Here is a 14,135-nt window from a genome sequence, read left to right as displayed (position 1 = left end):
GTTCGCTAACGATAGAGGGGACGAATGTGGATGTATACAGATGAACAAATCATCGAAAAAGCCAATGAAATCGCCAAAATGATTTCAGAGACACCGGAAGTAGAACGATTTAAAGCGGCAGAAGCCAACATCAATGGGAATGAAAAAGTCCAAAAGATGATGAAACAAATCAAGTTCCTTCAAAAAGAGGCAGTCAACTGCCAACATTACGGCAAAACAGAAGCACTCGCACGTGTCGAAGCGAAGCTCGATAAATTGTTCGCTGAGCTCGATGAGATGCCTGTCGTCCAACAGTTCCAAGAAACACAAGAAGAAGTCAACGGACTTCTCCAATACATCACGGTGACGATCTCGAACGGGATTACGGATCAAATCATCGAAGCGACGGACGGAGATGTTCTCGCTGGTAAGACAGGTAGCGGCATGGAAGCAGAAAACAAAAGCGGCGGTTGCGGCTACTAATCACGAAATGAACGAAAAGCCGACGGACATCCGTCGGCTTTTTCTACGAATGAGGTGGAAGAATGGAAGCAGTACACAACACTCCGATGATGAAACAATACTTCTCAATCAAGGCGGATTATCCGGATGCCTTTTTGTTTTATCGACTCGGTGATTTTTACGAATTATTCTTTGAGGATGCCAAGAAAGTCGCTCATGAACTGGAGTTGACGCTGACGGCGAAAAACGGCAAGAACGCGGAACATCCGATTCCGATGTGTGGCGTGCCCCATCACGCAGCGAACGGCTACATCGAACAGTTGATCGAGCGTGGTTATAAAGTGGCGCTTTGTGATCAAGTCGAGGATCCGAAGTTGACGAAAGGACTCGTCAAACGCGAAGTCATCCAAGTCATCACACCGGGAACGTTGATGTCCGCCTTGACGGAAAAAGAGAATCGGTACTTAGTCGCGGTCGTCGAACAGGACGGTCGCTTTGGGATTGCTCGCGGTGATGTCTCGACCGGTGAGAGTGCCTTGACTAGCGTTGCGACACTCGACGGTGTGGTCAAAGAACTGAGCATCATCCTGCCACGGGAAATCATCGTCACGACAGAGGAACACGAGACAGCGCTCGCGCACTTACGGATTCCACTGACGCGTAGTTCACGGCGCGAGACGCATCCGCACGGTGACCGTGCGATTGATACAGCCCAAGCGGAAGCCTTTGCGGTCCTCTATGCCTACATGCACGATACACAAAAACGAGCGTTGACACATCTACAACCTGCTGTCGTCTATGAAGCGAGCGACTTCATGCAACTCGAGCCGAATACGGTCAAGAATCTCGAGCTCGTCCGCTCGGCACGGACAGGAGATAAAAAGGGTTCGTTGCTTGGTCTGCTTGATGTGACAGGTACAGCGATGGGCGGACGGATGTTGAAACGCTGGCTTGAAAAACCGTTGTTATCGGAACGCGTGATCACCGAGCGGCTCGACGCTGTCGAGGAATTGTTGCAACACTACTTCGAACGTCAGCAATTAAAAGATACGTTACGCGAAGTCTATGATCTCGAGAGACTCGTCGCAAAAGTCGGTTACGGTACGGCTTCAGCGCGCGACCTCGTTCAATTGAAGTCGACGTTACGGCTGATTCCCCGCATTCAATCAGCGCTCGAGGAGATGATGAGCGAACGTCTTGGTCAGCTCAGTCTCGGACTCGATCCGCACGACGAATTGAGCGATTTGCTCGATCGTGCTTTCGTTGAAGCACCACCAATCTCAACGAAAGAGGGCGGAATGATTAAGGCTGGTTATTCAGCAGATCTCGACGAGTTACTCGTCGCCTCAAAAGACGGAAAGACATGGCTTGCGACACTTGAAGCCAGTGAACGGGCAGCAACCGGCATCAAGACGTTGAAGATCGGCTACAATCGCGTCTTCGGTTATTACATCGAGGTATCACGAGCCAATGCCAAGCTGTTGCCAGAAGGACGGTATGAACGGAAGCAGACACTTGCCAATGCCGAGCGTTACATCACACCGGAACTGAAGGAAAAAGAAGCATTAATCCTTGGTGCGGAAGAGAAGAGTGTCACGCTCGAGTACGATCTCTTCTGTGGAGTGCGCGATGAAGTCAAAGGACACATCGAAAGCTTACAACGGGTCAGTCGCCGGATCGCGGAACTCGACGTCCTCGTCGCACTAGCTGAGATTGCTGAAACGCACGACTATGTCCGACCAATCACGACGACGGGACGAACGGTTGATATTCAGCAAGGACGTCACCCGGTCATCGAAACAGTCTTACCGCGCGGTGAATATGTCGCGAACGGGATCACCTTAAACGAAGGACGCGAGATGCTGTTGATCACTGGACCGAACATGTCCGGTAAATCGACCTATATGCGACAATTCGCATTGATTGCTCTATTGCACCAAATCGGCTCGTTCGTACCAGCTGCTCAAGCGGAACTGCCGATCTTCGATCAAATCTTCACCCGGATCGGGGCGGCAGACGACCTCGTCAGTGGACAGTCGACATTCATGGTCGAGATGGTCGAGACACAAGAAGCGTTGACGCGTGCAACGGACCGGTCGTTGATCCTGCTAGATGAAATCGGTCGCGGGACCTCGACGTACGACGGGATGGCACTCGCACAAGCGATCGTTGAACACATCGCCCGGCATGTCGGAGCGAAGACGCTATTTTCGACCCATTACCATGAACTGACGGTGCTCGAAGAATCGATTGATCGATTAGCGAACGTTCACGTCCGTGCCGTTGAACAAGATGGGCGTGTCGTCTTCTTGCATGAAGTACGCGACGGAAAAGCCGACCAATCATACGGAATCCATGTCGCGCGGTTAGCTGATTTACCAGATAGTCTGATCGAACGGGCGCAAGTCCTCTTGTCCGAGTTCGAGCAGGCTGAGCCTGTTCCGGTCGCAGCACCTGTAAAAGCTCCTGTTCAGGAGGAGCCGATTGATCAACTCAGTCTGTTCTCAGATGCGGATCCTCTGCGAGAGACGATGGCGAGTCTTGATTTGATCAATATGACGCCGCTCGAGGCATTGAATACGCTGTATCGTCTACAAGCCGAAGCGAGAAAGTGAGGAGAATGCAGTGGGAATCATTCGTGAATTATCCGATAGTTTAGCGAATCGGATCGCGGCGGGAGAAGTCGTCGAACGACCAGCATCGGTCGTCAAGGAACTGGTCGAGAACGCACTTGATGCCGGTGCGACCCAAATCGATGTCGAACTCGAAGAAGCTGGAATGAAACGGATGACGATCCGCGACAACGGACACGGGTTTTACCCGGATGACGCTGAACTGGCTTTCGTCCGTCACGCGACGAGTAAGATTAAGGACGAGCATGACTTGTTCCGAATCAAGACACTTGGTTTTCGCGGAGAGGCACTTGCCTCGATCGCGTCCGTCAGTAAAGTGACATTGAAGACGAAACGTGAGGACGCGGAAGGAATTCAAGTGACGCTTGAGTACGGGACGGTCGTTGAACGGACACCAGCAGCAATGAACCGGGGAACGGAATTGACGGTCGAGCATCTCTTCTTCAATACACCGGCACGGCTGAAGTATTTGAAGACGACGCATACGGAGCTTGCGGCGATCACGGACGTGCTGAACCGGATGGCGTTCGCTCATCCAGACGTCAAACTTCGAGCAACGCATGAAGGGAAGACATTGATCCAGACGAACGGATCAGGAGACGTCCGGCAAGCACTGGCGAGTGTCTACGGTCATCAAACGATTCAAGGAACACTAGTCGCCAAAGGTGCGAATGCCGATTATCAATTGACGTGTCATCTCGTCAAACCGGAAGTGACCCGTGCCTCAAAGAATTACATCACGTTGATTCTCAATGGACGTTCGGTCAAAAACTTCGCCCTGACGCAAGCGGTCTTGAACGGTTACCATACGCTCTTACCGATCGGGCGGTATCCGATTGCGGTCATCGAGGTGACGATGGATCCACTCTTGATCGATGTCAACGTTCACCCGGCGAAACGAGAAGTCCGTCTTTCAAAAGAGATGGAGCTCTGCCAGTTGATCCAGGAGACGATCAAGATGACGCTCAGCCGGGAGACGCTGATTCCGAAAGTGACGCCACCGAAACCAAAAAAAGATCCGAGTAGCCAGGAAAAACTCGATTTTTCTTATGTCGCTGAACCGGTCGAAGAAACGTCATCGCGAGCGGTCTGGAATTATCCGATTCCGAAAAAGCCGCAAGAAGACGATCGACCACCTGTCGAGAAATCATTACCTTTTAGCAACGAGGATGATCTATTCGAGCCCATCGCACCGGTCAAGCAGGAGTTTGCTGAACTGATTGAGGAACCAGCCGCGCGTCCGCGCTTTCCGCATCTCGACGTCATCGGTCAACTTCATTCGTCCTATATCGTCTGTGCCGGGGAAGACGGGATGTATATGATTGATCAACATGCAGCACAGGAACGAATCAAATACGAGACGTATAAGGTCATGTTCGGTCGACCACCGGAACAGAGGCAACAATTGCTCTTACCGTATACGTTCGAAATCTCGTCGGATGATATGAAACGGATGGATGAAGTCCTTCCGTTGCTAAAAGACGTCGGCATCGAGTTCGAAGCATTCGGTCCACAAAGCTTCATCGTCCGAGAAGTTCCGACGTGGTTCCCGTCCCATCGGCAGGAAGAGACGATTCAGGAATTACTCGATGAAGCCTTGATGAAGCGAAAAATTGATCTCGAGACGTATCGGGAAGATGCCGCCATCATGATGGCATGTAAGAAATCAATCAAGGCGAATCATCCGTTGAACGATGAGATGATGCGCCGGTTGATTGACGATCTAGCGAAAACGGAGATGCCGTTCACATGTCCACACGGACGTCCAGTCATCATCGAATGGACGACGTATGAACTCGAGAAGTTATTTAAACGGATCATGTGATTAAGATGAGTAGACGATCCCATTCAGGTGTCGTCTTCAGATTGAAGACAAGGCGCAATTTTTCTCTAATGAGAAGGATTGCGCTTATTGTTCGTCTCGAATCATTTTTTGTACTGATACACGACTGACTGGTTTTTGTTTGTGCTAATACAAAAAAGGTGAGGATTTTCATGAGAACGGTTACTTCAGTTGATTAACTAGATTTCATTGATTGTTGAAGGAAAGAGGCGGATAATAAGACCCGAAACTGTTAACAAGGGGACCTTTATCATGCTTTCACGCGTTATGCGTATCATTCAAATCATTGCTCAAATCGCACTTATTTTTTGTTTTTCACTCAGTGGGGACTGGGTGAGCGAAACTTTCCAGTTACCATTACCCGGTAACATCATCGGCTTGATTCTTCTGTACGTGACGTTAAAAAGTCAATTGCTTCCTCTCGTCGCTGTTGAACGGGGCGGAACCTTTCTGCTGTTCGTCATGCCATTATTCTTCGTTCCAGCACTGTCTGGAATCATGGATTATACGGCATTCCTTCGAACATCTGGTCTTCAAGTCGTGTTGATCGTCGTCGTCAGCAGCCTGCTGACGTTAGTCGGCTCAGCGTACATCGTCGATCGCTTGGCACACCGGAAAGAGGCGGTGAACCCACATGAGTGAGACACTGTTCTGGATCATCCTAACCATTCTTTTATTCAGTGGCGCGATGTTCCTTTATCAACGTCATCCTCGTGTCTGGACGTTACCGATCCTGACGGTGACGGCTGTCCTGATCGTGATTCTCGTCTATAGCGGCGTCTCACATGCAGAATACATGCAGGGTGGACAATACTTGTCGAAGATGCTCGGTCCAGCGATCACAGCGTTCGCGATTCCACTCTATCGCGTCCGACATCACGTCCGCCGTTTTCTGCCGGAAATCGGACTCGGTGTATTGCTTGGAACATGTATTGCAATGAGTTCAGATCTGTTACTCGGTCTGCTGCTCCATCTCGAGCGGACGACGAACCTTGCCTTGTTACCGAAATCGGTCACGTTACCCGTTGCCTTAGCGATCTCACAAAAAGCAGGCGGGACGACGACGCTGACGGCAGCTTTCGTTTTATTGACCGGATTGACGGGATCCATCGTCGGACCAAAATTAATGACGGGCTTGAAGATTCGGCATTTCGTCAGCCGTGGAGTAGGCTTAGCATCGATTGCCCACGTCATGGGTGCGACGAAATCGATGAGTCTTGATCAACGCGAAGGGGCGGTCGGTCTGTTGACGATGGTCTTGACGGCTGTCTGTGCTAGCATTCTCGCACCGTTTTTAATCACATGGTTATATGGCTAAACACTCTGTTTTTTCAACGGAGTGTTTTTTTGTAACCGATTGAAACTTGTCGACCACTTTTGCAGTATAGTACAACAGAAAACAGGGTGGAGGAGAAGAAGATGATCATTTGGATTAACGGTACGTTTGGTGTCGGGAAGACGACAGCAGCAAAAGGATTACAAAAGCGTTGGAGCGGATCATACATTTTTGACCCGGAAGAGACGGGTTATTTTCTACGGGCGCAACTGCCGGAAAACAAGGACGATTTCCAGGATGAGCCGTTGTGGCGCACGTTTAACCGACAGCTCCTCGAACAGCTCGATACGGAAGATGCGCGGATCATCGTGCCGATGACCTTGACGAATCCAGCGTACTTTCAGGAAATCATCGGCACGTTACGAGCGAACGGTCATGACGTCCGTCATATCGCCCTGATGGCGAAGGAGACAACTGTCAAACGCCGCCTGATCAGCCGCTTTGAGCGTCCAAACTCGTGGGGCGGTCAACAGGCAGAACAACGCTTACGTCAACTGACCGATCCATTGTTCAGTCAACAGATCGAGACGGATGATCTGACGAAAGGACAAATCGTCGATGCGATTGCCCTCGTGACCGGGATTGGACTCTCGCCTGCCCGACCGTAAAGGATTCAAGAGGGATGTTTCCGGGAATCATTAGATGATAATAGATGAGGAGGAAACAATCTTGAACGAAGGGCAACTTATTGCTAGGAGGATTTATGAATATGAAACACTGGATGACTGAGAAATTGGGCAGACAGTTGATGGCGATTTTTTATAGTGTCTTTGCACTAAGTGTCATCACATCGGTTGCCAGTTATTTATACGTGGATAATGCAGACGGTCGGACGAAGGAGCAAGTACTTGACCAGTTACAAAAGACACAATGGTTCTGGTTCTTGAACTTGATGATTTTTTTATTTTGTCTATTGTTCATCGTCCGTCCGTTGATACATCGGGTGACGTCACAACTCCGCGAATTGAACGTCAAGAGTCGTCGCCTTGCAGAAGGCAAGTCGATTTCGCTCGAGCATGATGTCGACAGCCATAATGAAGTCGGTCAATTGACGGCATCGTTTTACCAGATGGCACGGTCGATCTCATCACAACATGCGGAATTGTCAGCTAAGAATCAAGAAATGGAACACAATCAGGAAGTATTGAAGCAAAAACAGAATGAGCTTGAGCGTGCTCTTGAAGTGACGCGGACGAATGAACTCCATTTGCAGGATCGGAATGAACTGATCGAAACGCTTGCTTCAAAGGAGAGTTTATTCGATTACTCGTCTGTCATCAGTACGATTGTCCGGTTGACGAAGACAGAGTTCGGGGCATTGTTATTGATTAAGAACAATGAAATCGCGCAAGTCGTTCCAAAAGAAATGACAGAAGAACAACAAGAAAGCCTGAAGACGGAGTCGTTACTACTAAAGCGAGTCATGATTTCAAAGGAAACCGCACATTCTTCAAAAAAGGTCGCGAACGACGATCTGATCAAGTATCCGTATCACGTATATGAAGGTGTCATTCCGATCATGGATCCGGCAAAAGAAGAATTGATTGCTTGTCTTTATCTAGCACGGTTTGACGCACCATTCAACCAACAGGATTTAGCGGAACTGGAATCGTTCTCAAAACAGATTGCGATCTCATTGATGCGAATGTCACTCTACGAACAGATGGAATACGAACGAAAAGAGACGGCACAACTGCTGAATTCCGTTCGGGAAGCGATTCTCTACATCAAACACGAAGAGAAGACGATCTTAGGAAATCAGGCGTTATTCGATATCTTCCAGTCGTTACAAGTCGAAGAAGACAACGATTCGATGACATTCCTTGAAGTCCGACCGGAAACGATGTTCGAACAGATGGATCAAAAGGAAGCGTTTGAAGCATACTTTGAAGAAGTCTTATCGGGTGAGATTCCGGAGGGCATGTTCTCCTTATCGATTGATCAGGGGGAATACTTCATTCAAGTCTATGCCGAAGCCATTGCGCACGGGGGACATTCAAAAGGAACGATTCTCGTCTTCCGTGACGTCACGGCTGAGACAGAAGTCGACCGCGTGAAGTCGGAACTCGTCTCAACGGTCTCGCATGAACTTCGAACACCGCTCTCTTCGATTTATGGCTTTACGGAGCTCATGTTGAAACGGGATTTGGATCCTGAGCGGAACAAGCGATACTTGCAGACGATTCACGATGAATCGAAGCGTCTGACCGATCTCGTCAGCGACTTCTTGAACGTTCAGCGGATGGAGTCAGGAAAGCAAGAGTATGACAAACAAATCTTTGACCTGAAAGAAATCGTCAAGGAACAAATTCAGTTTTATCAAGCAGCGACGGAGCAACACAGTCTGAAACTTGATTTGAATGATGAACAGGACTTCATGGTCGAGGCAGATGCGAACAGCATGAAACAGTTACTCGGTAATCTCTTGAATAACGCGGTGAAGTACTCACCGGACGGCGGGGATGTCGTCGTCACGATGACTCACCAACACAATCAAATCGAACTCAGCGTTCGCGATTTCGGGATCGGGATTCCGAGTCATTCGATGCCGCATCTATTCAGTAAGTTTTACCGGGTCGACAACTCAGACAGCCGAAAGATTGGCGGGACAGGTCTTGGATTATCGATCTGTAAGGAAATCGTTCGCGCACATGATGGCAATATCGAAGTCGAATCAATCCTTGGAGAAGGAACGGTCTTCCGGGTCAAGTTGCCGAGTGCGACAGACGCGTTACTCGAAGCAGAATGAAGAGATGAAGAAGAGGCGATATCATGAGCCTCTTCTTTTTTGTCGTGCCTCGTGTGAGATTCGTCCAAATTCCTGCGTTTGGCTAAAACGAGTAAGATGCAGACATTTGAACGATAAATCGAACAGATTGATGACAGAACGGCTGAAACAGTTGAAAAAATCGTAAGTTGTGCAGGGATTGCGAATGTTTCTGAACTCTCGCTATAGTGATTACAAAAAAACGTGGGAGGAAAAGAATCATGGAGAGCTTAGAAGCGTTACTCACACCACCGCAAGATATCGAACAAGAGAATGCAAACATTGATGGCAAAACACCGCTAGCGAAATTACAGCGGATTGCTGGGGAAGCAGCGCGACAGATGATGCGACAACATCTCGAAGCAGATGTCTTGCAGGCGCTTGACGACAACATCTTGTATATCCACGACGCCGATTATTACGTGACTGGGACGACGACTTGTGCCCAGATTCCGCTCGGTCAGCTACTCTCAAACGGATTTCAGACGACACATGGTTCAATCCGACCAGCGCAAGACATCCGTTCGGCCCTTGCTCTTGCAGCAATCATCGTCCAAGCGAATCAAAACATGCAGCATGGCGGACAAGCATTCGCAACCTTTGACGATGATGTAGCACCATTCGTCGAAAAGACCTACCAACGCGAATGGACCAAACTACATGACCTCGTGCCGCATTGGAAGCGACGCAAGCGGGAGCGGCGCGCATGGCAGGAGACGTATGAAAAGACGTTTCAGGCGTGCGAAGCGTTCATCCATAATACGAATTCGATGCATTCACGCGGTGGGGGACAGGTGCCGTTTTTATCCGTCAATTATGGAACGAATACGACGCAGGCAGGTCGGCTCTTCCAGCGCGCCATGCTGACAGCGACGGAACGTGGGTTAGGAAGAGGGGAGACACCGATCTTTCCGATTCAAATCTTTAAAGTCAAACAAGGCGTCAACCTGTCACCGACAGACCCGAACTACGATTTGTTTCAACTTGCCACCCGCGTGACAGGAAAACGATTGTTTCCGAACTTTGCGTTTCTTGATGCACCATTCAACCGTCAGGAGCAACCAGGGGGAGCCGAGGTCGCGTACATGGGATGCCGGACCCGTGTGTTTGAAGATCGTGGAGACATTCCGTCCGTCACAGGGCGAGGGAACTTATCGTTTACGAGCATCAATCTCGTCCGTTTGGCACTTCAGAGTCAAACCGTCGATCAAATGTTCGAAGCCGTCCAAGAGACGACAAGACTTGCATGCCGGCAACTCATTGCGCGTTATGAGTTCCAGGCAAGTCGAACAGCTGACGCGTTTCCATTTTTATATCAACATGTCTGGAAAGACGGTGAGATGCTAAAAAGTACGGATCAGGTGGGTCCGGTCCTCAAGCACGGGACGTTAGCGGTCGGCTTCATCGGTCTCGCGGAATGTTTGACCGTTTTGACGGGCAATCATCATGGGTATTCCGAACTGGCGCACCAGATTGGTATTGCCTTGATTCAAGCGATGCGAACGGTCATCGACAACTATGGCGAGATGACGGGATTGAACTTCAGTTTACTGGCAACTCCAGCTGAAGGGTTATCAGGTAAGTTCACACGTCGTGATGCTAGTGACTTCGGTGAAATCAAAGGAGTGACCGATCAGCCGTATTACACGAATTCCTTTCATATCCCTGTCGATGCGCCCGTAACGATCCGTGAAAAGATTCAACTCGAAGCACCGTTTCATGCATTATGTAATGGTGGACATATCACCTATGTCGAGACAGATGGCGCCCTTGCCGGAAATCCACAAGCGATTGAAGACATCGTTCGTTTGATGGCGGAAGCTGGAATCGGCTATGGGTCAATCAATCATCCCGTCGATCGTTGTCTTGATTGTCGAACGGAGCAGACGATCGAGGATCAGTGTCCGGTTTGCGGAAGTAGATCGATCGAACGGATTCGACGCATCACAGGATATCTCGTCGGTACACTGGACCGTTGGAATGAGGCAAAACGGGCTGAAGAGCAGAATCGGGTGAAGCACGATGTTACGCGTTCTTTCCCTTCATCCTGATTCTGTCGTTGATGGACCCGGTCTGCGAACGGTCCTGTTTCTTGCCGGTTGTCCACACCACTGTGTCGGCTGTCATAATCCGTCCTCCTGGGACCCGACAGGTGGAGTGGAGTGGACGATTGAAGAAACAGTAGAACGGATTCAGGCGATCGGAAATCGTCGTTTGACATTGTCCGGCGGGGAGCCGATGCTTCAAGCGGCAGCACTTGTGCAACTACTTGAACGACTTGGACCAGACTATGACGTCATTTTATATACTGGCTATGTACTAGAGGAAATCTTAAGACGTCAACGATGGTATCCACTAATACTGCGACTAGATGGACTCATCGATGGTCCGTTCATCCTGTCGAAACTCGACCGAACGACACGTTTTCGGGGCAGCACGAATCAACGAATCTATGATCGACAGCAACTGCAAAAAAGAGTGTTACACGAAAACAAAAACTCCCCCGTCTGAATAGACAGGGGAGAAGCAAATCATGCATATTTTTGTTCTTGATCGACGGATTCGACGACTGCAAGTGTCGTCGTCCGTCGTTTTTTGATGAAGAACGATAAAATCAATGCCGCGAGTGCAAGTAACGTCGCGATGAAGAACGTATCATTGATCCCTTCGATCATCGCTTGCATCTGTAACCACTCCGGATTAGCAGCTTCTGGTTGTGAAGCGAATTCCGGGACGTGATGCTTCGTCCGCGACGTCATGATCGTCACGAGCAGACCTGAACCGATCGCACCCGATACTTGTGACAACGTATTGTTCAATGCCGTACCATGGGGCGTCAAGTGTTGCGGAATATGGTTCAATCCGTTCGTCATGACCGGCATCATGACCATCGAGATTCCAAGGAAACGTAACGTATACATGATGACGAGGAACGCATATGACGTATCCGCAGCGAGCTGACTAAACGAGAACGTCGTTAAGACCGTCAGTGATAAGCCGATGATCGCAAGGATCCGGGCACCGAATCGGTCGAACAGACGACCTGTGATCGGTGACATGATCGCCATGACGATCGCACCTGGTAACATCAAGAGACCAGAATGAAACGGTGAGATACCGCGAATCGTTTGGATGTAAATCGGCATCAAGATCATTGCGGAGAACATCGACATGTTCAAGACCATCGAAATTCCTTGCGATAAGGCGAACATCGGATAACGGAAAATCCCGAACTCAAGCATCGGTTCTTCGAGCATGAATTGGCGTATAATAAAGGAAGTCAGACTGATCACACCGATGATCAATGATCCGATGACCGTCCAAGATCCCCATCCAGCAGAACCAGCGGAACTAAATCCATACAACAAACCACCGAAACCAAAGCTTGAGAGAACGAGTGAGAACAAATCGAGTTTGAGTGTGCTACGAACTGTCTCTTTCTTCAATAAGAAGGCACCCGTGAACAGTACGAGTAATGCGATCGGTGTAACGAGATGGAACAACATCCGCCACTCATAATGTTCAAGAATCCAGCCGGACAATGTGGGGCCGATGGCTGGGGCGAACGTGATGACAAGTCCGAAGATCCCCATTGCTTGTCCGCGTTTCTCGATCGGGAAACCGGTCAAAAGAACATTCATTAATAATGGCATCATGATCGCAGAACCTGACGCCTGCATCATCCGCGCACCGAGTAGAAGCGGGAAGACGTGTGCTTGTCCAGCGATGATCGTACCGAGTGAGAACAGCGTCATCGCCGTCAAGAACAGTTGACGTGTCGAAAACTTCTGGACAAGGAAGGCTGACGTCGGAATCATGATTCCGTTGACGAGCATATAGCCCGTCGTCAACCACTGGGCGGTGCTTGCCTGAATACCGAACGATCCCATGATTGACGGTAAGGCGATATTAAGTAACGTTGAGTTCAGGACCGCAACGAACGCACCTGCCATAAGGACAGTTAAAATTAAATAAAGTCGTGATGATTGCTTGCTTGATTGCATTTCGTTATGCTCCTTTTGTACTACGAGTCTAAAATGTTAGACTTGAATTCTATGACTAACTTGGCTATCTTACCAGGCTAAGTCGAATGAATTCAAATTATTTGCTTCATACACTAAAATAAGTGATTGTTAAACCATTGCAATCATTTGAACAGAAAAGGACAAGACCATGAATCCAAAAAAGAAACAACTTCTAGATGCCGCCTATCAGCTATTCGTCGAAAAAGGATATCAATCGACGTCCATCCAGGACATTCTTGAGCACAGTAATGTTTCCAAAGGAACGTTCTATAACTACTTCTCCTCTAAAAATGAATTATTTATCGATGTATTCAATACCGTCTTTGAAAAGATGCGGACAGCGCGCAAGGAAATTCTCGTCGGACGAGATGTCTCGGATTATGAGACGTTCATTCAACAAGGTAACTGTTACTTGGAACTGATGCAAAAATATAAATTGTATACGTTGTTCGAAGAGGCGATTGCTTCAAATGAAAAAGAACTGAAGACGTTTATGGAGAATAACCGTCTTCTCGAGATCGAATGGACGTTTGAACGATTACGTGATTTATTCGGTCAGACGAAAGAACCGTATCTTCTAGATTTAGCGGTCATTTATACAGGAATGTTGCAATATGCGATGTACTTCTTCCGACAATCCGAACCGAACACACAACCGGAACGTGTCGTCCGTTACGTATTCAATCGATTGACGCATCTCGTCGAAGACGTCAGTCGGACGGAAGAACAGTTGATTCCGCCGCGCTTCCTATCCGTTTGGCTCGACCGTCCACAAGATGAAGTCGTCATTCGGAAGGATTTGTTTGAGAAGACGAGTGCGCATATGAAACGCTTGATTACCCTGTCATCGATTTCCGATGAATCGAAGGAAGCCCATGAAGAGGTTCTTGATTTCATCTATGAAGAACTACTCGAACGGAAGAAACCAAAAATTCATCTTCTACGCCGGGCACTCGAGACGATGGACGAAGATCCGGTCTTTGCGGGTCAGGAGATCATGGCAACCTATAAGGCGATGGTCGATGAGATTGCCCGTGTGCGGACCAAAACTTCCTAAAAAGGTTGCTTTTTGAAACTGACCAGATTACAC

General features: G+C 48.9%; 11 protein-coding genes. 10 read left to right on the top strand and 1 reads right to left on the bottom strand.

Annotation, left to right across the window (positions count from 1 at the left end; genetic code table 11):
• The first annotated feature begins 24 nt into the window (after positions 1-24).
• The 9 genes from NOM72_RS09445 to NOM72_RS09405 all read left to right on the top strand — a co-directional run bounded on the left by NOM72_RS09445 (position 25) and on the right by NOM72_RS09405 (position 11,531).
• Positions 25-462 (top strand): YlbF/YmcA family competence regulator, encoded by a 438-nt coding sequence (locus NOM72_RS09445; protein WP_023467714.1) that lies wholly within the window; start codon positions 25-27, stop codon positions 460-462.
• 62 nt (positions 463-524) lie between these two features.
• The gene (mutS, locus tag NOM72_RS09440; RefSeq protein WP_058713411.1) at positions 525-3,056 is read left to right on the top strand and encodes a DNA mismatch repair protein MutS; all 2,532 of its coding nucleotides are present in this window, start codon (positions 525-527) and stop codon (positions 3,054-3,056) included.
• A 10-nt stretch (positions 3,057-3,066) separates the two neighbouring features.
• Positions 3,067-4,899, top strand: a complete 1,833-nt coding sequence (gene mutL, locus NOM72_RS09435) for a DNA mismatch repair endonuclease MutL (protein WP_023467716.1) — start codon at positions 3,067-3,069, stop codon at positions 4,897-4,899.
• A 270-nt stretch (positions 4,900-5,169) separates the two neighbouring features.
• Positions 5,170-5,559, top strand: coding sequence for a CidA/LrgA family protein (locus NOM72_RS09430; protein ID WP_255999048.1), 390 nt, complete (start codon positions 5,170-5,172; stop codon positions 5,557-5,559).
• Positions 5,552-6,235 (top strand): LrgB family protein, encoded by a 684-nt coding sequence (locus NOM72_RS09425; protein ID WP_055967125.1) that lies wholly within the window; start codon positions 5,552-5,554, stop codon positions 6,233-6,235. The genes NOM72_RS09430 and NOM72_RS09425 overlap by 8 nt, the downstream gene beginning before the upstream one ends.
• Before the next feature lie 101 nt (positions 6,236-6,336).
• The gene (locus tag NOM72_RS09420; RefSeq protein ID WP_058713409.1) at positions 6,337-6,861 is read left to right on the top strand and encodes an AAA family ATPase; all 525 of its coding nucleotides are present in this window, start codon (positions 6,337-6,339) and stop codon (positions 6,859-6,861) included.
• 101 nt (positions 6,862-6,962) lie between these two features.
• Positions 6,963-9,002, top strand: coding sequence for an ATP-binding protein (locus NOM72_RS09415; protein ID WP_058265170.1), 2,040 nt, complete (start codon positions 6,963-6,965; stop codon positions 9,000-9,002).
• A gap of 239 nt (positions 9,003-9,241) precedes the next feature.
• Complete coding sequence (locus NOM72_RS09410) at positions 9,242-11,071, top strand: anaerobic ribonucleoside triphosphate reductase (protein ID WP_255999042.1); 1,830 nt, start codon at positions 9,242-9,244, stop codon at positions 11,069-11,071.
• Positions 11,043-11,531 carry a 4Fe-4S single cluster domain-containing protein gene (locus NOM72_RS09405; RefSeq protein WP_058265172.1) on the top strand — a complete coding sequence of 163 codons (489 nt, stop codon included), beginning with the start codon at positions 11,043-11,045 and terminating at the stop codon, positions 11,529-11,531. Before NOM72_RS09410 ends, NOM72_RS09405 begins: the two co-directional genes overlap by 29 nt.
• Before the next feature lie 20 nt (positions 11,532-11,551).
• Here NOM72_RS09405 and NOM72_RS09400 read toward each other — a convergent pair whose 3' ends face one another.
• Positions 11,552-13,024 carry a DHA2 family efflux MFS transporter permease subunit gene (locus NOM72_RS09400; RefSeq protein ID WP_023467723.1) on the bottom strand — a complete coding sequence of 491 codons (1,473 nt, stop codon included), beginning with the start codon at positions 13,022-13,024 and terminating at the stop codon, positions 11,552-11,554.
• A 169-nt stretch (positions 13,025-13,193) separates the two neighbouring features.
• Between NOM72_RS09400 and NOM72_RS09395 the strand changes: the two genes are divergently transcribed.
• On the top strand, positions 13,194-14,102 hold the full coding sequence (locus tag NOM72_RS09395; RefSeq protein ID WP_035398167.1) for a TetR/AcrR family transcriptional regulator: 909 nt from the start codon (positions 13,194-13,196) through the stop codon (positions 14,100-14,102).
• The last annotated feature ends 33 nt before the right edge of the window (positions 14,103-14,135 follow it).

Source organism: Exiguobacterium sp. LL15 (assembly GCF_024436095.1).
GTDB classification, from domain to species: domain Bacteria; phylum Bacillota; class Bacilli; order Exiguobacteriales; family Exiguobacteriaceae; genus Exiguobacterium_A; species Exiguobacterium_A indicum.
This window is presented reverse-complemented; position numbering and strand designations above follow the sequence as displayed.

Bases quoted from the DNA above. Each gene is read 5' to 3' on its own strand.
- NOM72_RS09445 (WP_023467714.1), top strand. From the start codon at position 25: ATGTGGATGTATACAGATGAACAAATCATCGAAAAAGCCAATGAAATC.
- mutS (WP_058713411.1), top strand. From the start codon at position 525: ATGGAAGCAGTACACAACACTCCGATGATGAAACAATACTTCTCAATC.
- NOM72_RS09430 (WP_255999048.1), top strand. From the start codon at position 5,170: ATGCTTTCACGCGTTATGCGTATCATTCAAATCATTGCTCAAATCGCA.
- NOM72_RS09425 (WP_055967125.1), top strand. From the start codon at position 5,552: ATGAGTGAGACACTGTTCTGGATCATCCTAACCATTCTTTTATTCAGT.
- NOM72_RS09420 (WP_058713409.1), top strand. From the start codon at position 6,337: ATGATCATTTGGATTAACGGTACGTTTGGTGTCGGGAAGACGACAGCA.
- NOM72_RS09415 (WP_058265170.1), top strand. From the start codon at position 6,963: ATGAAACACTGGATGACTGAGAAATTGGGCAGACAGTTGATGGCGATT.
- NOM72_RS09410 (WP_255999042.1), top strand. From the start codon at position 9,242: ATGGAGAGCTTAGAAGCGTTACTCACACCACCGCAAGATATCGAACAA.
- NOM72_RS09405 (WP_058265172.1), top strand. From the start codon at position 11,043: ATGTTACGCGTTCTTTCCCTTCATCCTGATTCTGTCGTTGATGGACCC.
- NOM72_RS09400 (WP_023467723.1), bottom strand. From the start codon at position 13,024: ATGCAATCAAGCAAGCAATCATCACGACTTTATTTAATTTTAACTGTC.
- NOM72_RS09395 (WP_035398167.1), top strand. From the start codon at position 13,194: ATGAATCCAAAAAAGAAACAACTTCTAGATGCCGCCTATCAGCTATTC.